This window comes from Falsiroseomonas oryziterrae, assembly GCF_021864505.1.
GTDB classification, from domain to species: Bacteria; Pseudomonadota; Alphaproteobacteria; order Acetobacterales; family Acetobacteraceae; genus Falsiroseomonas; species Falsiroseomonas oryziterrae.
This window is the reverse complement of sequence record NZ_JAKJIB010000011.1, coordinates 1-17,891: the sequence shown is the minus strand read 5'-3', so window position 1 is coordinate 17,891 and position 17,891 is coordinate 1. Positions and strand designations below refer to the sequence as shown.

The 17,891-nt window shown below is 69.4% G+C and carries 19 protein-coding genes; 10 read left to right on the top strand and 9 right to left on the bottom strand.

Features of this window, described 5'->3' with window-relative positions:
* Positions 1-81 precede the first annotated feature (81 nt).
* Entirely contained in the window at positions 82-1,737 is a 1,656-nt protein-coding gene (locus L2I40_RS02330) for an ABC transporter substrate-binding protein (RefSeq protein WP_237213245.1), read from the bottom strand.
* A gap of 128 nt (positions 1,738-1,865) precedes the next feature.
* Between L2I40_RS02330 and L2I40_RS02325 the strand changes: the two genes are divergently transcribed.
* The 5 genes from L2I40_RS02325 (at position 1,866) to L2I40_RS02305 (ending at position 8,140) form a co-directional block, all read left to right on the top strand.
* The gene (locus tag L2I40_RS02325; RefSeq protein WP_237213244.1) at positions 1,866-2,171 is read left to right on the top strand and encodes a PqqD family protein; all 306 of its coding nucleotides are present in this window, start codon (positions 1,866-1,868) and stop codon (positions 2,169-2,171) included.
* The gene (locus tag L2I40_RS02320) at positions 2,168-3,259 is read left to right on the top strand and encodes an ATP-grasp domain-containing protein (RefSeq protein WP_237213243.1); all 1,092 of its coding nucleotides are present in this window, start codon (positions 2,168-2,170) and stop codon (positions 3,257-3,259) included. The genes L2I40_RS02325 and L2I40_RS02320 overlap by 4 nt, the downstream gene beginning before the upstream one ends.
* Entirely contained in the window at positions 3,259-4,689 is a 1,431-nt protein-coding gene (locus tag L2I40_RS02315; RefSeq protein ID WP_237213242.1) for a type III PLP-dependent enzyme domain-containing protein, read from the top strand. Before L2I40_RS02320 ends, L2I40_RS02315 begins: the two co-directional genes overlap by 1 nt.
* The gene (locus L2I40_RS02310) at positions 4,686-6,941 is read left to right on the top strand and encodes an urea transporter (protein ID WP_237213241.1); all 2,256 of its coding nucleotides are present in this window, start codon (positions 4,686-4,688) and stop codon (positions 6,939-6,941) included. The genes L2I40_RS02315 and L2I40_RS02310 overlap by 4 nt, the downstream gene beginning before the upstream one ends.
* A gap of 86 nt (positions 6,942-7,027) precedes the next feature.
* Positions 7,028-8,140 carry an IS3 family transposase gene (locus tag L2I40_RS02305; protein ID WP_237213240.1) on the top strand — a complete coding sequence of 371 codons (1,113 nt, stop codon included), beginning with the start codon at positions 7,028-7,030 and terminating at the stop codon, positions 8,138-8,140.
* A 595-nt stretch (positions 8,141-8,735) separates the two neighbouring features.
* Here L2I40_RS02305 and L2I40_RS02300 read toward each other — a convergent pair.
* The 3 genes from L2I40_RS02300 to L2I40_RS02290 all read right to left on the bottom strand — a co-directional run bounded on the left by L2I40_RS02300 (position 8,736) and on the right by L2I40_RS02290 (position 10,303).
* Positions 8,736-9,299: a DUF4269 domain-containing protein gene (locus L2I40_RS02300; protein WP_237213239.1), complete on the bottom strand. Its 564-nt coding sequence runs from the start codon at positions 9,297-9,299 to the stop codon at positions 8,736-8,738.
* A complete protein-coding gene (locus L2I40_RS02295; protein ID WP_237213238.1) occupies positions 9,292-9,435 on the bottom strand; it encodes a hypothetical protein in 144 nt (47 codons plus the stop codon). Before L2I40_RS02295 ends, L2I40_RS02300 begins: the two co-directional genes overlap by 8 nt.
* Positions 9,436-9,517: 82 nt before the next feature.
* Positions 9,518-10,303 (bottom strand): AraC family transcriptional regulator, encoded by a 786-nt coding sequence (locus tag L2I40_RS02290; protein ID WP_272910921.1) that lies wholly within the window; start codon positions 10,301-10,303, stop codon positions 9,518-9,520.
* Here L2I40_RS02290 and L2I40_RS02285 point away from each other — a divergent pair.
* From L2I40_RS02285 to L2I40_RS02280, 3 genes are all read left to right on the top strand, one after another.
* Entirely contained in the window at positions 10,283-10,450 is a 168-nt protein-coding gene (locus tag L2I40_RS02285; protein WP_237213236.1) for a hypothetical protein, read from the top strand. The two genes, L2I40_RS02290 and L2I40_RS02285, sit on opposite strands and share 21 nt — an antisense overlap.
* 108 nt (positions 10,451-10,558) lie before the next feature.
* Entirely contained in the window at positions 10,559-10,780 is a 222-nt protein-coding gene (locus L2I40_RS24555; RefSeq protein WP_372490983.1) for a DUF6220 domain-containing protein, read from the top strand.
* Positions 10,781-11,224: 444 nt separating this feature from the next.
* Positions 11,225-12,067, top strand: a complete 843-nt coding sequence (locus L2I40_RS02280) for an alpha/beta fold hydrolase (protein WP_237213261.1) — start codon at positions 11,225-11,227, stop codon at positions 12,065-12,067.
* A gap of 284 nt (positions 12,068-12,351) precedes the next feature.
* Here the strand turns inward: L2I40_RS02280 and L2I40_RS02275 are convergent, their stop codons facing one another.
* The 3 genes from L2I40_RS02275 to L2I40_RS02265 all read right to left on the bottom strand — a co-directional run bounded on the left by L2I40_RS02275 (position 12,352) and on the right by L2I40_RS02265 (position 14,606).
* On the bottom strand, positions 12,352-13,425 hold the full coding sequence (locus L2I40_RS02275) for an alkene reductase (protein ID WP_237213235.1): 1,074 nt from the start codon (positions 13,423-13,425) through the stop codon (positions 12,352-12,354).
* Between the two features lie 36 nt (positions 13,426-13,461).
* The gene (locus L2I40_RS02270) at positions 13,462-14,160 is read right to left on the bottom strand and encodes a glutathione S-transferase family protein (RefSeq protein ID WP_237213234.1); all 699 of its coding nucleotides are present in this window, start codon (positions 14,158-14,160) and stop codon (positions 13,462-13,464) included.
* 77 nt (positions 14,161-14,237) lie between these two features.
* Positions 14,238-14,606, bottom strand: coding sequence for a hypothetical protein (locus L2I40_RS02265; protein ID WP_237213233.1), 369 nt, complete (start codon positions 14,604-14,606; stop codon positions 14,238-14,240).
* Positions 14,607-14,756: 150 nt separating this feature from the next.
* Between L2I40_RS02265 and L2I40_RS02260 the strand changes: the two genes are divergently transcribed.
* Complete coding sequence (locus tag L2I40_RS02260) at positions 14,757-15,665, top strand: LysR family transcriptional regulator (protein WP_237213232.1); 909 nt, start codon at positions 14,757-14,759, stop codon at positions 15,663-15,665.
* Positions 15,666-15,683: 18 nt separating this feature from the next.
* On the opposite strand, the gene L2I40_RS02255 is transcribed toward L2I40_RS02260, so the two are convergent.
* Both L2I40_RS02255 and L2I40_RS02250 read right to left on the bottom strand, forming a co-directional pair.
* Positions 15,684-16,583: an EamA family transporter gene (locus L2I40_RS02255; protein WP_237213231.1), complete on the bottom strand. Its 900-nt coding sequence runs from the start codon at positions 16,581-16,583 to the stop codon at positions 15,684-15,686.
* Between the two features lie 143 nt (positions 16,584-16,726).
* Positions 16,727-17,386 (bottom strand): FMN-binding negative transcriptional regulator, encoded by a 660-nt coding sequence (locus L2I40_RS02250; RefSeq protein WP_272910920.1) that lies wholly within the window; start codon positions 17,384-17,386, stop codon positions 16,727-16,729.
* 98 nt (positions 17,387-17,484) lie between these two features.
* Between L2I40_RS02250 and L2I40_RS02245 the strand changes: the two genes are divergently transcribed.
* A partial coding sequence (locus tag L2I40_RS02245) for a GntR family transcriptional regulator (RefSeq protein ID WP_237213229.1) occupies positions 17,485-17,891 on the top strand: 407 nt, incomplete at its 3' end.

The window sequence follows — 17,891 nt, the reverse complement described above, 5'->3', positions numbered from 1 at the left end:
GCATAAGTCCAAGCGGAATTCCGGCCTCGTCACCTGGCGAGGCCGGAACCGACGCCTGTCAGGCTGCGCGCGGCCGCGACATCACTGCCGCAACCCGAGGCGATAGTACATCTGGATGGGCGACTGCAGGCCGGTCACGTTGTCCCGGAATGCGATCGGCTCATAGAACTGGCCCAGGATTGCGAAGTTCGCATTGGAGAGAACCCGCTGCTGCACCTGCTCGGCGATGGCCCTGCGTCGCGCGGGGTCCTGCTGAGCCACGAAGGAGGCGCGCAGCCGTTCCAGCTGCGGGTCGCGGGGCCAGCCGATCCAGCCGGTCTGAGGATTGCCCGAGAAGGCGATCTTGGTGGGATCGAGAAGGTCTGCCGCCACCCACCAGGTGTGGAACATGCTCCAGGAGCCAGGGCCGCTGCGCGTGTTCCGGCGCTGGAGCAGCGCATCCCAGGTCATGTCCTCAACCTGGACATTCATGCCGATCTCCCGCAGGCGATCCGCCGTGACCCGGGTGAAGGCCGCGAGCACCGCAATGTCGGTCGGGTTCATGATGACGACCGGTTGCCCGCGATATCCTGCCCTGCGCAGGGCAGCACGAGCGCCGTCCAGGTTGGCGCTGCGCATCACTTGGTTCCCGGCCTCGTTGGCCAGCGGCGAGTCGCAGGGGAAGACGGAGTGGCACGTGCGCCAGAGCGTCCGATCGCCCACCGCGGCCGTCATGTAGTCTTCCTGGTTCATGGCCATCATGACGGCCCGACGTACGGCGACGTTGTTGAACGGCGCTGCCGCGTGGTTGAAGACCGCCATGCCGACATTCCCGAGCGGGTCGGTGAAGCCGACGCTGACACCCGGCATCTCACGCAGCTGCGGCAACAGCCGGACAGGCGGCGATTCGAGGTAGTGCACCTCGCCGCGGCCGAGCGCCGCCACCGCGTCCTCGGGTGTCTGGTAGCTGACCCACTCGATGCGCGGCATTTGTCCGGCCCGGGAACCGGCCGCGAGGGAAGCGGGCTCCGACCGCGCCACATAGGCGTCATTGCGCAGATACACGGCCCGGCGACCCGGCTGCCAGTCGTCGCGGCTGAAGCGGTAGGGGCCCGATCCTGTGGCATCGTTGACCGCGGTGTTGGCATCGGTCTCCGCCAGGCGCCGGGGCATCATGAACGGCACGTTGGAGGAGATCTTCCCGAGCGCCTCCAGAACCCCGGGGAACGGGCGACGGAGGCGCATGACGATGGTCTGCGGGTTCTCGGCGGTCAGGCTCTCCACGGTCGAGAAGAGTGCCTGGCCGGTTCCGTCGCGACGGCCCCATCGGCGGAGGGACGCAACGCAATCCTCCGCAGTGACCTGCGTGCCATCGTGCCAGCGTAGCCCGTCTCGAAGCCGGAAGGTGTAGGTCCGACCGTCGGGCGAGATGGTGAAGCTGTCCACCATCTGTGGCTGCGGCTCGAAATTCTGGTCCAGCGCGAAGAGCGTGTCGTAGACGAGATAGCCATGCGTCCGATTGATGTATGCGGTCGTGGTGATCGGATCGAGGCTCGTCAGCCCTGCGTGGGGTACCGCCCTCAAGGTCCCTGGCGGCGGCATGTTGTCCTGCCGGTCCGTTCCGGCACAGCCAGCGAGTGAAAGGGCCAGGACAAGCCCGGAGGCGACGAGGAAGCGTGGAGACCCGACGCGCGTCATATGTGCGTTCCGCTCGATATCGTTGCGCTCCACGGTAGAACGACCGTGGGGACGGATCATTGATCTGGAGCAATGTTCCTGCGCGCATGGTGCGCTATGGTTTAAGGAAAGCGGCCCTTAGGACCGCGGAGCGCGAACAATCGGCGGGTCCGACCACGCCGGCCGAAGCTTGGAGGATTGTCAGGGCGTTGACCCAACCAAACGCAAGGCGCTCCCCGACCGCGAGCGCGTCCATCGGCCCGCTCCGCGGCACCCGGCACCTGAAGTTCTACGGCGACACCTTCGTCTTCGATACGGTCTGGGGGATGTTCTACCGGATCAGCCCGACGGCTGCCTTCGTGCTGCGCGCCATTGAGGGCGGCGCCAAACGCGACGACCTGCCAGAAATGCTGGCGCGGCGCTACGGAATCGAGAGGACGCGCGCGATCCGCGACGCCGAGCTGTTCCTCAACGAGCTGACCCTGCGCGGCCTGATCGCGCAGGAGGCAACATGAGCGCGAGACGCCTGCCGGAGGGCCAGCGCGTCCTGGCGGTGTCCGGCATGCACCGCGGGGAGAGCCCGCAGCCGGGCGGCGCGGTGGCGGAGAGCCTGCGCCGCGTCTGGCCGCAGCTGAAGGTCGTCGGGCTCTGCTACGACCCCATGGAGAGCGGCATCTACAGCGGCGGGCTCGACCGCCTCGATGCAGCGCATCTCATGCCCTATCCCGCCCTCGGGCCAGAGCCGCTGCTGGGTCGGCTGAAGCAGGTCATCGCGGAGGAGGGGGTCAACGCGATCATCCCCTGTCTCGACTCCGAACTTGTGAACTATCTCGATATCGAGGAAGACCTCGCCAACCTCGGCGTGCGGCTGCTGTTGCCGAGCCGCACCTCACTCCGGGCGATGGCGAAGACGCATCTTCGGCAGTTCTGCCAGCGCATCGAGGTGCCGACGCCTCGCACCGTGCAGGCGCATGACGCAGCGACGCTCGCCGCGCGCGCACTCGAGATCGGCTATCCCTGCTACGTGAAGGGCCGGCTGTACGACGCACGTGCAGTGCACTCGGCGGCCGAGCTCTACGCGGCCTTCGCCGACATCCATCGTGTCTGGGGCGGCCCCGTTCTCGCGCAGGAGGCCGTCTTCGGGGAGGAATACGATCTGACCGGCCTCGGCGACGGCAAGGGTGGGCTGGTCGCCTTCTGCGCCATCCGCAAGATGCTGCGGACGAAGCTCGGCAAAGGATATGCGGGGCTGGTGGTGGACAACCCGGAGATCGAGGAGTTCGCGCGTCGGATCATCGGGGCTCTTCGCTGGGACGGGCCCTTCGAGCTCGAATTCATCAAGGCGCCCGGCCGGCCGCCGGTGCTGATGGAGATGAATCCCCGCTTCCCCGCCTGGATCGATTTCCCTGCCAAGATCGACTGCAACCTCCCGGCGGCCTTCTTCGAGCGCCTGTGCGGCGGCAGCGGTGTCGAACTGAAGCAGTGCCCGCCGGGCAAGATGTTCATCCGCCACTGCACAGACCTAGTCGGCGACATAGCCGACATCGCGCGCCTCACCGGCGAGCAGTTCGCCGAGGCGGCTGGGACCAGTGAGGCCGCGTGATGCCCCTGACCTACTTCCCCCCCACCATCACGGACGAACTCGGGCGCCAGCCGATCGAATCCGCTATCGAACGCAACGCGTTCTCTCGCGGCAAGGAGGCCAGCTTCCGCGAGGCGATAGACGGCGTCCTGGTCGCCGATCTGGCGCGTAGCTTCGGCACGCCGCTCTTCGTCTTTTCCGAGCGGACGCTGCGTGAGAAGGCGAAGGCGATGCGCGAGGCCTTCCGCAGTCGCTACGCGAAGTCGGAGTTTGCCTGGTCGTTCAAGACTAACCACCTCGACGCTGTCTGCCAGGTATTCCGCTCAGAGGGCTGGATCGCCGATGCCGCGTCGGGATTCGAGTACGCGAAGGCCCGCCGGCTCGGCTATGCCGCGAGGGAGATCGTGCTGAACGGGCCGGCGAAGCCGCGCGCCGACCTCGAGCGCGCCATGGCCGAGGGCGCGCTCGTGCAGATCGACAACTGGGATGAGCTCGGCCTGGTCGAGGACATCGCGGCCGCCGCGCCCGCGCCGGTGGAGGTGGGGCTCCGCCTGCTGGTAGACACCGGCATCCGGCCAATGTGGTCGAAGTTCGGCTTCGCGCTCGCCGACGGCGAGGCGGAGCGCGCTGCCGCGCGCGTCGTGCGGAACCGGAAGCTGCGGTTGCACACACTGCACACCCATATCGGCACCTACATCCTGCTGCCTGAGGCCTATGCGGTCGCAGCGCGGAAGATGCTGGCGCTGCGTGACGCTATCGAGCAGCGACACGGCCATCTCGTCCCTTGCCTAAACCTGGGCGGGGGCCTGCCGTCGGTGAGCCTGCTGCATGGCATGGCCGGCCCAGCGGAGCGCGCCGTGCCGCCGGTGGATGCATATGCGGACGCCATCACCGCCGTGCTGAAAGCCCTGCCCGCGAAGCGCCGCCCGCTGTTGCGGATGGAGAATGGACGCCACTTGGTGGACGAGGCCGGCTATCTCGTCACGCGCATCGCCGCGGTGAAGGGCAGCAGGCCAACGCTCAGCGCCGGCGGCGACCTTGCCGGCCTCGCCTACAAGGAGCAGGCGCTCCGCGGCAACGAGGCCCGCACGGGCTACGTGCTCGATGCCGGGATCAACCTCCTCTATACGGCGGCGTGGTTCCGGATCGAGGCTATGCCGGCCCGCGCCACCAACACGGCGCCGACGCCTGTGCGCCTGTATGGGCCGCTCTGCATGGCAATCGATGTCGTCCGCGAGCAGGCCGAACTGCCCCTGCTAGAGACAGGCGACCTGCTGACGCTGTATCCGGTGGGAGCCTACAACTCGAACCAGTCCATGCAGTTCATCTTCGGCCGCCCGGCGATGGCAATGATCACGGAGCAGGGCAAGGCCGAGCTCATTCGGCAGGCCGAGACGCTCGAGGACATCGCCGGGCTTGAGCGCCTGCCAGGGCACCTCGGCACCGTATGATGCCGGTGCGGCTAAGCCGCCGGCTTCCCGACGCCTCGGCCCTGCCCGCGCCGCTCGCGCGCCGGGCCACGCTGGCGGCCGAACTCTTCCTTCATCCCGTAGCCGGCATCGTGCTTGTGCGCGGAGCCTGGGCCGGCGCGCTGATGTGGCTGGCGCTAGCCGCTCAGCCGCGGCTGCTGCTGTCCGGGGTCCTTGGCATCCTGGTCGGCGAGGCCGTCCGGCGCCTGAGCGGAAACGACGACATCACCGGACATGAGGGCTGCCTCAAGGCGAACGCCTTTCTCGCCGCCGTGGCAACGGGCTGGATGACGGGCCCTGCGGGCCTCTCCTTGATCGCGCAGGCGGGGCTCGTTGCCGCGGCGGCAGGGCTCGCCGCAGTTCTCGCGGCAGCAATCCGGCACGCGCTGGAGAACACGTCGCTGCCCCCGCTCGTCTGGGCGTATTGCGTGGTCGCCAGCTTCTACTTCCTCGTCTTTCCGGATTGGACGTACCGCGCCATCCTGACGATGGATTGGGGCAGCGCGCCCGTTACCGCGGCGGACTGGGTCATGGCGCTGCTGCGCTCGCTGGGCGCGCTGGTGTTCTCACCCACGCCCTGGGCCGGACTGCTGATGGCAGGGGTCATCCTCGCGTGGTCGCGTCTCATGTTCGTCTGCGGCTTGGTGGGCTGGATCGCCGGCGTCTTGGCGGCGCAGAGCTTCCTGAAGCTCGGCGACATGCACTACTGGTTGCCGACCTCCTACAACTTCTTCCTTGCCGGCATGGCGCTCGGGACGGTCCAGTACCTGCCCTCCCGCGGCTCCCTGCCGGTTGCCGCAGCCGCGGGCGCCTTCGCTGCCGTCGCAGCAATCGGGCTGCAGCACCTATTCGGCGGATCGCCCGCCGCTTACCTGCCGATCCCGCTCGGGCTGACCGTTTGGATCGGCATCGGTGCGCTGCTGTCGGCCGAACAGCGCGGCGTTCTATTGCGCAACCCACTTCCCTCGTCGCCGCCGGAAGAGGCTTGGCGCGGCGCCGCCCTTGAAGCCCTCCGCTGGGGCAGCCGGGAGCCTCTGCTTGGCGTGCCTCTAGCCGGCACCGCCGAGGTGACGCAGGGGTTCTCCGGAAAGCTGAGCCATGCTGGGCGCTGGCGCCACGCGCTTGACCTGCAGCGGCCCGCCACCGACGGCTCGTCGGACGCACGGCCATCGCTCTGGGAGGCAGCGGTCTACGCACCCGCGGCAGGCGTGGTCGAACACGTGCGGAACGACGTCGCTGACAACCCACTGGGCGTGTCAAACTTCCAGGAGAACTGGGGCAACCACGTTATCATCCGGCTTGACCAGGGCGGCTGGGCGATGCTGGCGCACCTTAAGCAATGGAGCATCCCGTGCGCGCCCGGCATGCGCGTGGTCGCGGGCAGCCAGATTGGTCTGGTGGGGAACTCCGGCCGGTCGCCCACGCCCCACTTGCACATCCAGGCGCAGAGGGCCGCGACGCCGGGTGCGATGACGGCGCGTTTCCGTGTGGCGAACTTCCTGACCGAGGCGGCCCCAGGCGAAGGCTTGTTGCGATGGCACGCGGCAGGCGTCCCGCCCGAGGGCACCGTCCTTGCAGCCGCACTTGCGGATCCCGCGGTACGCACGTTGCTGACGGGCATGGTGCCAGGCCAGGCGCTTTGGTCCGTCGAAGCCAGAGGGAAGGTTCCCGCCTCATTCGCGCCCGACGAACGGAACGCGGAAACCATCGAGGTCTTTCTCGACGACTGGGGGCGACATCACCATGCGGCCGGCCGGGGCGGCGGCGAGATGGTGTCGCGGGCCGACGCCGATGCTTGGCGCATGATCTCGATCACACCTGCAGCCGCGCCGCTGCTGCGGCTGCTCGCGCTCGCGATGCCGAGCGTTCCCTATGCGGCCCGCCCCGGCTTGATCTGGCACGACCGCTCGCCGCTCTGTTCACCGGACCTTAGAGGGGGGCTGGCGGCCTCCTTCGCGCCGCTGCTTCGCGACCCTTTCGTGATGGTGGAGTGCCGCTGCCTTGCGACGCCGGGCGCAAATGACGCAAGGCTGACTCTGCATTCGGAAGTTCTGACCGGTGGCTCTGGCCTACCGCTCTCGGTCAGGGCTGAGCTCGACGCGGCGCGAGGCTGCGTCTCGGTTAGCGCGCGCTTCGAGGAGGGCGCATTGACCTTCGAGATGCTCTCCTTCGCCCCGGGTGTTCCCTTACGCTCTACGCGAGCGCCCGAAGAGGCGTCCGCCGAGGACGATTGAGACTAGCGGCCGCGGCCAACACAGTTTGACCCTGCCCCCTTGGATGTCCCCGCCCCGAGCTAGAGTCCGTCGAAGGGAGACGGATGATGAAGCGATCGAGGTTCACGCAGGAGCAGATCATTGGCGTGCTGAAGGAGCACCAGGCGGGTGCGCCGGCGCCGGATCTGTGCCGCAAGCACGGGATCAGCGAGGCGACGTTCTACGCCTGGCGGTCGAAGTACGGGGGCATGGAGGTGTCGGACGCCCGCAAGCTGAAGAGCCTCGAGGATGAGAACGCGCGGCTGAAGAAGCTGCTGGCGGAGTCCATGCTCGATGTCTCGACACTGCGGGAGATGCTGGCAAAAAAATTTCTGACGCCCAGCTCGCGGAGAAACGCCGTGACCCGGGCGATCGATGAGAAGGACTACTCGCAGCGGCGCGCCTGCCAGATCGTCGGCATGGCCCCGAAGACGTACCGCTACGTCTCTCGGCGCCCTGACGTCGGCGCGGTCCGCGTTCGGCTGCGGGCGCTGGCGAATGAGCGCCGACGGTTTGGCTACCGGCGCCTGCACATCTTGCTGGCGCGGGAGGGGCACCGGCTGAACCACAAGAAGCTGTTTCGCCTGTACCGGGCGGAACGTCTTGGGGTGCGCCGACGGGGCGGGCGCAAGCGCGCGCTGGGCACGCGGGCGCCGATGGCGCTGTCGCAGGGGGTGAACCAACGCTGGTCGCTGGACTTCGTCTCTGACGCGCTGGCCTGCGGGCGGCGGTTCCGCGTCCTCGCCGTGGTGGACGACTTCACTCGCGAGTGTCTGGTGCTGGCCGCGGACACCTCGCTGTCTGGGCTGCGGGTCGGGCGTGAGCTCGACCGGATCCTGGCGCTGCGCGGCCGTCCGGCGCTGATCGTGAGCGACAACGGTACCGAGCTGACCTCGCACGCGATGCTGCGCTGGCAGCAGGAGCGTGGCGTCGCCTGGCACTACATCGCGCCGGGCAAGCCGCAGCAGAACGGGTTTGTCGAGAGCTTCAACGGCCGGTTCCGCGACGAGTGCCTGAACGAGCACCTGTTCGGCAGCCTGCCTGCGGCGCGCCGCATCATCGAAGCACGGAGGAGCGACTACAACACGGCCCGCCCGCACACGAGCCTGAACGGGCTCACCCCAGCAGCCTTTGCAACCCGCCCCGCATCGGGGCAAACGGAGAACAGGCTCTGCTCATGAAAGAGGGCAATTAAGGGGCAGGGTCAGACTGGTTCAACAACCGCCGCCCTCCTCGAGCCAATCGGGAACATCCCGCCCGCCGAGGCGGAAGCGCGCTACTATGCCGCACAGGAGGCCACTCCCCTGGCAGCGTAACCCACACCAAACAGCCTCCGGCAAACCCGGCGCCGTTCATGGCTGTATAGTCCCACACCCAAGTCGAACAGCGCATAAACTTGAGGGTAAGCTCGTCCAACTCTCAAGGTCCGGAGAGTCTTTGGCGTTCGGAAAGGGTTCTTGGCCCGTCGTTCCGTCCCTGCACCATCAAGGTTGGTACGCGAACCTCGGCCAGACAGGCGCTTCCGCGCGGTCCGAACGGCAATGGAGAGCGTTCTGGGAAAGGCCGACTGGAGCAGCGGTGGGAACCGAGAACTCCACCCTCTGTGAGCGGTGGGCGCTCAAGCGCCGCAGCCATGGGGCTGCGCAGACGCTGGGTGCATGGCGCGCCGCGCAGGATGAAACGCAGATCTCCATCGCTCGGTTGCGAGCCACGGTGTTTTCCGAGCACTCCGCCTACCATGCCGTCCAACCGCCGGCGTGACTCGCATCGGGCGCGTCATCGTTGGTTTGGCGCCAGCGCCCGGCTTTCGACCAGCCGTCGCAGTGCGTCGTCGTCGCAACCCTCGCATGCGAGCAGCGCGCGATACGGGTCCCCCTCAAGCCCCAGTACCGCCGCGAAGGCAGGTTCTGTCTTCAGGCCCTGCCGCCGCCGATCCATCACGCGGTCTCGAAACGCCGTGCCGCCAATCCGCAGCAGCCTGGCCTCGATGCGGGCATGCCGCCATGCCATCTGCTGTTCGACCGGTTCACCGGCTGCGAAGATCTCGACCTCCCAGCCGCCGGCCTGGAAGCGTGCCACCAGCGGGCGGTACGCGCCGCGCCATTGCCACACCGCGAACCCCGGCCAGCCTGAGCACAGCGGCCAGAGCACGGCGAGGAACGCATCGGGATCCGGCGCATGACAGAGAATGTCGAGGTCGCTGCCGGGCAGGTCGAGCCCGAGCGCCGGCGTGCCGGCGACCCGCGGATCGAAAGGATCGAGCCGCCGTGCCGGATCGAGGTACCGCAAGACCTCCTGCCACGGCAGTCGCGTCACCACCGGCGCTTGCGTCTCAGCCAAGCCCCACCTCGCGTCGCATGACGGCGATGTACGCTTCCTCGGAGGTTTCGCGGTGCGCCGCGACCCAGGCGCGGATGCCCTCGGTCGCGACACAGCGCAAACGGGCGGTGCCATTGCTGACGGCGACCAGGATCACCTCCGCCACCTCCGCCGATGTGCCACCGCTCGCTGGGGTCCAACATCGGTTCGTCCGTCCAGAGTTGCGCGACCCGGTCGAATTACGAATCAGCCCGACCATCCAGCCCCGCCGGCTCACATCGAAGATGTTTCTGGACAGACGCCAACTCCTGCGTTTCGGACTGGGTTTCAACGATGCCGCGCAGTCGGCCAGCGTGTTTGGCCGGGGGCATCCCAAAGATGCGGGTGTAGTCGCGACTGAATTGCGATGGGCTGCCGTATCCGACGCTGAAGCCCGCGCTGGCGGCGTCCATGGCATCGCCGACCATGAGCCGCTGCGCCTCATGCATGCGCAGATGCGTGCGGAACTCAAGCGGACTCATCGACGTGATCGCCTTGAAATGTGCGTGGAAGGCGGAGCGGCTCATGCCCGCCATCTCGGCCAATGTCTCGATCGGACAGGCCTCCCGGAAATGCGTTCTGATCCAGACGATGGCACGGGCGACCTGATTGAGGCGGCTGTCGGCGCGCGCCATTTGCCGGACCGTGGCGGCGCTGTCCCCGGTCAGGAGGCGGTAGAGGATCTCGCGGATTGTCAGTGGCGCAACCGCCTCGATGTCGTCCGGCGTGTCCAGCAGGCCCACGAGCCGGGTCGCGGCGTCGAGCAGCGCGGGCGTTGTCCGGTTCAGCGCAATTCCGACAGGAAGGCCCTCCGGCTCGGGGCCGGTTGCGGGATAGCGGATCGCGAGTTCCCCGAGCGCCGTCATGTCGAGGTCGAGACGCAGGCAGAGATAGGGGCGCTCCGCGCTCGCCTCGATCACCGATCCCATCACCGGCAGGTCCACCGATGCGATCAGATAGGCGGTATGGCCTGGACCCGGCCCCATTTGCTCTTCCGGGCGAACCGGCTTTCCCCCGCGGAGCTCGACGCGGCGGGCGAGGCCTATGCCGCGCGGCTGCGGCGCTGGATGGCGGCGACGGCGCAGTCCGTCGCGGCCCGCGCGCGCCTGCTGCCGCTTGCGGCGGAGGCCTGAGCGGTGCGGTCCATTTCCGGCGTCCTGCTCCCGCCTGCTCCCTTCGTGCTGGCGGCCCGTGCGCTGCCCCTCGGGCTGCTGGCGCAGTTCCTCACCGCGGGCTAGGCATTGTTTCGCGATGGTGAGCTCTGGGGCGTCCATGCCGCGCTCGGCGTGACGCTGGCCCTGCCGGTGGCCGGGCTGCTCGGTGGGGCGCTGCTGGTGCGGCGGCTGCGCGGCTTCGCGGCATCGGCTTGCCTCATCGCGAGCCTCTACGTGGCGCAGGTTGCCCTGGGTGCGGCGGACGCAAGGCCGAGATCTGAACCTGGAGGTTGTTCTCCTCGACGATGACGCCGGGCCATACGTTGGCAAGTAGCGCCTCCTTGGTCAGCAGTTGCCCGCCAGAGGCCAGCAGTTCGAACAGCACGTCCAGCGCGCGACACCGCGGCTGATCCTCCCACCACGAAGAGGAAGGCGCGCGCCATCGCGCGCCTTCCCCAAGCCCTCTCCGCGGATCGCGATCCGATCGCCATGCGCAGCAAGGGCGAAAGCGGTCGGCTCGATTTCTTTGGAAGAAGTTGGCCGGCGCGCAACGACGCGCCCCGTCGCCCCAAGACATGGTGAGGACGGCCCGCGAAGAGCGGAACAGACCAGGGAATCTTGGATATGGACGTGGCACTCGATCGGACACGGCGCCAGGCAATTGAACTGGGAGCGGCCGCAATGATCGCCCTCGCCGGCCTGTCGCGCGCGGCCGGAGCACAGATCAACACCAACCTGGAAGGACCACCCATCATGCCCACCGTGACGACCCGCGACGGCGTCGAGATCTTCTACAAGGATTGGGGCCCGCGGGACGCGCAGCCCATCGTGTTCCATCACGGCTGGCCGCTGTCATCCGACGACTGGGACGCGCAGCTGCTGTTCTTCCTGCAGCAAGGCTATCGGGTCGTGGCGCATGACCGGCGCGGCCATGGACGCTCGGCGCACGTCTCCGACGGCCATGACATGGACCACTATGCCGCGGATGCCTTCGCCGTGGCCGAGCACCTGGATCTCCGCAACGCGGTCCACATCGGCCATTCCACAGGCGGCGGCGAACTCGCGCGGTACGTGGCGAAGCACGGCCAGCCCACGGGTCGCGTCGCCAAGGCCGTTCTGGTGGCAGCCATCCCGCCGATCATGCTCAGGACCGAAGCCTATCCGGGCGGGCTGCCGATCGAAGTGTTCGACGGTTTCCGCAATGCGCTGGCGGCCAATCGTGCGCAGTTCTTCCGCGATGTGCCGGCGGGACCGTTCTATGGCTTCAACCGCCCTGGCGCCACGGCGCATGAAGGCGTGATCCAGAACTGGTGGCGTCAGGGCATGAGCGGCAGCGCGAAAGCCCACTACGACGGTATCAAGGCGTTCTCCGAGACCGACCAGACCGAGGACCTGAAGGCGATCACCGTGCCGACGCTGGTGATGCACGGCGAGGACGATCAGATCGTGCCGATCGACAGCTCGGCCAGGATCGCGGTCCGGCTGCTGAAGAACGGCACGCTGAAGACCTATCCTGGCTTCTCGCACGGCATGCTTACGGTGAACGCCGACGTGCTGAACCGCGACCTCCTGGCTTTCGTGCGCGGCGCAGCCTGACCGGAGGAGCGGGGGGGCGATCGGCATGGTCGATTGCTCCCCCCACGCGCCGGGGTACCTCCCGCAGCGGAGCGCACGGCCGCACCTCGCCTCTCTGCGCCCGCTTCCGGCGTAGCCGGCGCCTGCAATCCGACGTCGCCGCGACGAGGTCCGGCAAGGCGGCGCCTGCGGCCGCGCCGGTCCCGCGACGCCGGCCTGGTGGCCGCAGCGGACGTCTTATCCCACTCCAGCAAGGAAGAGATGCATGCCTGGAAGGGATCTCCGCCGCCTCGGAGCAGCCGCCATTACGCGGCCCTCGCAGGTTCCAATGCAGGGTAGTCGATATAGCCGCGCGCATTGCCGCCATAGAAGGTCGCGCGGTCGGCGGTCGCGAGCGCCGCGCCGTTGCGCAGCCGCTCGGGCAGGTCGGGATTGGAGATGAACGGCGTGCCGAAGGAGACCAGCGCCGCACGGCCGGTGGCGATATCGGCCTCCGCGCGGGCGCGGTCGTAGCCGCCGTTCAGCATCACCGCGCCGCGATAGTGCCGCGCGATCAGCGCCGGCACGTCGAAGCCCGGCCGCGTATCCATCACGTGCAGCCAGGCGAGATCGCGCCGGTCCAGCTCGGCGAGCACATGCGCATAGGTCGCCTCCGCTTCCGGATCGGCGATGTCGTTGAAGCCATTGCCGGGGCTGAGGCGCACGCCGACGCGCCCGGCGCCGATCTCGGCGATGGCGGCATCGGTTGCCTCCAGCAGGAAGCGCGCGCGCTTCTCGACGCTGCCACCCCAGGCGTCGCGTCGCAGATTCGCATTGGGGGCAAGGAACTGGTTGGCCAGGTAGCCATTCGCGCCGTGGATCTCCACCGCGTCGAAGCCGGCCTCGCGTGCCAGGCGCGCGGCGCGCGCGTGGCTGGCGATCACGGCTGGGATCTCGGCGGCGTCGAGCGCGCGCGGCACGGGGTGCGGCTTCGGGCCCGTCCAGGTGTGGATCGCGCCGGCCGCTGCGACGGCAGAGGGTGCAACCGGCGTCGCGCCATCGAGGAAGTCCGGATGCGAGATGCGCCCGACATGCATCAGCTGCACAGCGATCAGCCCGCCGCGCGCGTGTACTGCCTCCGTCACCTGCCGCCAGGCGCGGACCTGCGCGCCGTCGTAGAGGCCGGGGATGTCGATGTAGCCGCGCCCCATCGCGTCGGGCGCAGTGCCTTCGGTGATGATCAGCGCCGCCGCGGCGCGCTGCGCGTAGTAGGTCGCGTTGAGCGCGTTCGCCAGGTTGCCGGGCGAGCGGTTGCGCGTCATCGGCGCCATGACGATGCGGTGCGGCAGGTCGAGCGCGCCGAGGCGGAGCGGCGTGAAGAGCCCGGCTTGGGTGGACATGGGTCTTTCCTTCGGTTTGTCGGATTGGTGGTAGTATCAGGCGTCCAGCCGGGCCGCGGCGCAGGCCGTGACGGCAGCGATCAGCGCGGCGAGATGCGAGGGGCGGCTGCCGAGGAAGGCAGCGAGGCGGGCGGTGAAGTCGGGCACCACCGCGCGGATGACGCTCGGCCGCGCGCCGAGCGCCGCACGCCAGCGCGCTATGCGCGGCAGGCGGTCGAAGCTGTCCTCGCAGGTGGCCGGGTCGATAACGTCGAAGTAGCGGAAGGCCGGCGCGAAGGCCGCATCCACCAGGCCGAAGCCAGGCCCCGCGAAATACGGGCCCTGTGGATCAAGCTCTTCCTCCAGCCGCGCGAAGCGGGTGCGCAGCGCCCGGCGCTTCGCGGCGTAGCCATCCTGGTCGGGTGCCATGTAGAGGGCGGCGATGTCGGCCAGCGTGCCGGAGGCGAACTCCACGAAGGCGCGCTGACGGGCGCGCTGCAGCGCATCGGCGGGCAGCAGGCGCGGGGCGATGGTCTCGTCGAGATATTCCGCGATTGCCGCGGATTCGAAGAGCACCTCATCATCGACGCGCAGCAGCGGCACCCTTCCGGTGGGCGAGATTGCCAGGAACCAGTCGGGTTTGAGCGCGAGGTCGATGTCGGTGCGGGTGAAGGGCGCGCCCTTCTCGGCCAGCACGATCGCGGCGCGCTGGGCGTAGGGGCAGAGAACGAAGCTCACCAGTTCGAGCCGGGCCATGGACGGTGTCCTTGGAAGCTGGAGGAGAGGGCGCCGGGGCGCGGTGACCGCGGGTGGCCGGTCGCCGCGCCGCAGGCTCAGCCGCGCGCGGCACCGGGCTGGATCAGCAGCCCGAGTTGGGTGGTGGCGTTGTCCGCCGGCACCCAGACGGTGCTCACGTTCTCGCCGCTGCCGACGGTGACGGGCACCTGACCGGCGGGGGGCTGCTGGACGAAGGACGGGTCGAGGTGGTGGACCTCGACGTTCTCGCCGGAACCGGTGACGTGCACCGCGCCGCCGCCGACGACGTTGCCGCGCGGGCCGGGGCCGTAGTCGATCTCGACATTCTCGCCGCTGCCGATGGTGCGCGGCCAGGTCACGTCATCCGTGGCGAGGGCGGGCGCGGTGAGCGTCGCGCCGAGCAGCACCGCCATCGCGCGCAGTGCGATCCGTGAGAGGGTGGACATGGGAGGTTCCTTTCGCATTCCGCCGCTGCGGTCGCCGCCGGGATCGGGGCGCTGGTGTCGGCGTGTGGAACGATGTATTCCCCGCATCTGCGCAAGGCACGCAGCGATCTCGCCAGCTACGCTTGCGGAAATGCAAAGACGGTGGCGCGCATGGAGGATTGGAACGACCTGAGGCTCGTGCTCGCCGTCGCCCGCGCTGGTGGTCTTTCGGGTGCCGCGCGCGCGCTCGGGGTCAACCACAGCACCGCCTTCCGCCGGCTGAACGCGTTTGAGGAACGGCTCGGCGCGCGGCTGTTCGAGCGCCTTCCCGGCGGCGCCTACGCGGCGACCGCCGCGGGCGAACGCGTGGCGGCAGCGGCGGAGCGGATGGAGACGGAAACAGCGGCGCTGGATCGCGACATCGCCGGCCGCGACCATCGCCTGACCGGCCGCGTCCGGCTGACCATGTCGGAGACCTTCGCCTTCCGCCTGATTACACCGCTGATGGCGCGCTTCCGCGCGCTCTATCCCGGCGTGCTGGTCGAGCTGCTGGCCGAGAGTCGGCTGCTCAACCTGTCGCGGCGCGAGGCGGATGTGGCGCTGCGGGCCGCCCGCCCGCGCGAGGGCGACCTGTTCGGGCGCCGGCTCTGCGACGTCGCCTGGACGGTCTACGGGTCACCGAAGCTGTTCGCGGAGCACGGCGCGCCGCGCGACGTCGCCGACCTGGCGCGCTTCCCCTTCATCGGCTGGGGCGTGGACACGGTGGGCGTTGGCGCCGCGGAGTGGGTCGAGGCGACGGCGTCGTCCGAACAGGTCGTCTATCGCTCGAACAGCCTGGTGCACCAGATGGTCGCCGCGCGCGAGGGGATCGGGCTGGCAGCGCTGCCTTGCTACCATGGTGACCCGGAAGCCGGCCTGCTACGGGCGCTGACGGAGCCCGTGCCGGCGCTGTCGCGGGAACTCTGGGTCGTGACGCACGAGGATCTGCGGCGCACCGCACGCGTGCGCGCCTGCCTCGACGTGATCGGCGAGGGGATTGCCGCGCAGCGCGCGCTGATCGAGGGCGCGCGGCCCGCCTGAGCGCGCGCACCAGCGCCATCAGCCGCGGCTCGCGGCGGCGGTTCGCGAAGGCCTCGGCGCGGCGGCTCCCTGGGCGAGCTGGCTGAGCGCGATGCTTGCGATCACCACGACCATGCCGGCCATCTGCATCGGCGTCAGCGTCTGCCCGAGCCCCGCCCAGCCGAGCAGCACCGCCGCGATCGGGCTCAGCAGGGCGAGCGGTGCCGTGACCGTCGGGCCGAGGCGCGCGATGCCGCGGAACCAGAGGATGCAGGTCAGGGCGGCGCCGACGAGCCCGAGCCAGGCGAGTCCGAGCAGGTTGGCCATGCTCACCGCGGGCACAGCCGGCTGAAGCCAGAGCACGACCGGCAGCAGCAGCACCCCGCCCGCGACGAGCTGCCACGCCGTGAAGGTCAGTGCCGGCACCGGCGGCTGCCAGCGCCGCGTCAGCACCATGCCGACGGCCATCGAGACCGCGCCACCGAGCCCCGCTGCGACACCGAGCGGATCGATCGAGGCCCCCGGCGCCAGCACGAGCATCGCCACGCCGGCGATCCCGCAGAGGGCCGCCAGAACGCCCAGCGCGCGGATGCGCGTGCCGAGCACGGCGCGCGACAGCAGAAGCACGATCAACGGCTGGACGGCGCCCACAGTGGCCGCGACACCGCCCGGCAGCCGGTAGGCAGAGACGAAGAGCAGAACCCAGAACACCGAGAAGTTTAGCGCGCCGAGCATCGCGCTGCGCCCCCACCAGAGCCCTTCCGGCAACCGCCGCACCAGCACGAGCAGCAGCAGCCCCGCTGGCAGCGCGCGCAGCAGCGCGACGGTCAGCGGGTGCCAGCCGGCCAGCGCCTCGGTCGTGACGATGTAGGTGCTGCCCCAGATCGCCGGTGCGAAGGCGGTCAGCAGCAGGTCGGAGGTGCGCGAGGTCGGTCGCATGTCACGCCTCCACCGCGGGTGCCGCGGGTGACAGCGCACCGGCAACCGGTGTGATCGAGGGATGTCTCAGCATGTGCGTGGTCCGTGCTCGGGTCTGGCTTGTGTCTGGCGCGACCCCGCGGGTCGCCCGGCCTGAGGGAAGGTCAAGCGCCGTCCGCGACCTGCGTCCCTGTGAGGGTCTCGGCGATCAGCCAGGCGACTGCGCGGGAGCCCGGCTCCGGCCGGGCCGAGAGGCCGACGATCGCCCCGCGCCGCTCGGTCTCACCCTTGTGCTGGATCAGCTTCCGCTGGGCCTGGATGCCGCTGGCGGGCACCAGAAGCTCGATGCCGACGATGGCGTGCATCATCGCCTGCAGGCGATGCGGCTCCATCTTCTCCATCCGCCAGGGCGGCTTCGGCGCTAGGCGCGCCTCAAAGGCGGCCGACAGGCGCTCGAGGTGGTCGTACACGGCCGCGGGAGCCAGCGTTCGCGCCTGGCCGGAGAGGTGGACGGCCGTGTAGGTCCAGGTCGGCACCTGGTTCGGCACGCCGTACCAGTCAGGCGAGACGTAAGCATCGGGGCCCTGCACCGCGAGCAGGGCCGGGCGCCCCGCTTCGCCGGCCATTGCGTGGATCGGATTGGCACGGGCCACGTGCAGCTCGATGCGCAGCCCGTCCTCTCCGTGGCGCTCGGCTACGAACGGGACATGCACGGCGTGCGGGAGGCCGGCGCTGTCGGCGACGACCAGAAGCCCGAAGCCGCGTGCGCCGAGCATGCTGAGCGCATCCGCAGTATCGGTTCGGAAGGCGGGGTGAACATACATCGGGCACATCCTCGGCGTGGCGGGGTATGCTTTCGCCTACGCCTGTCCGGACCGATGCCCTATGACCGGTTTCTCGGAATCGATCGGTCCAGTTCGCCATGCCCCGACGCCAAGCCCCGCCGCTCTGGGGCAGCTTCGCTCCGGACCTCGCCAGCGGCGTGCCGCTGCAGGAACAGCTTGCCGCGCATTTCCGGGGCTGCGTGCTGGACGGCCGCTTCAAGCCTGGCGCGCAGCTTCCATCCACCCGCGCGTTGTCGGCCGAGGTGGGTGTGTCGCGGCAGACGGCGGTCCTGGCCTATGAGCGGCTCGTCGCCGAGGGCTATGCCGAGGGACGCGCCGGCGCCGGCATGTTCGTCCCCTCCGTGCTGCCGGAGGCGCTGCTGCAGGTCGGCCGGCCCGCTGTCGCGATCGCGCCCGAGGCGCCGGTCGGCAGCCTCTCGGCCCGCGGTCGCGCGGTCGCGGCGTTGCCGATCACCCCGGCGCGCCGGGGGCCCGGGCTGCTGTC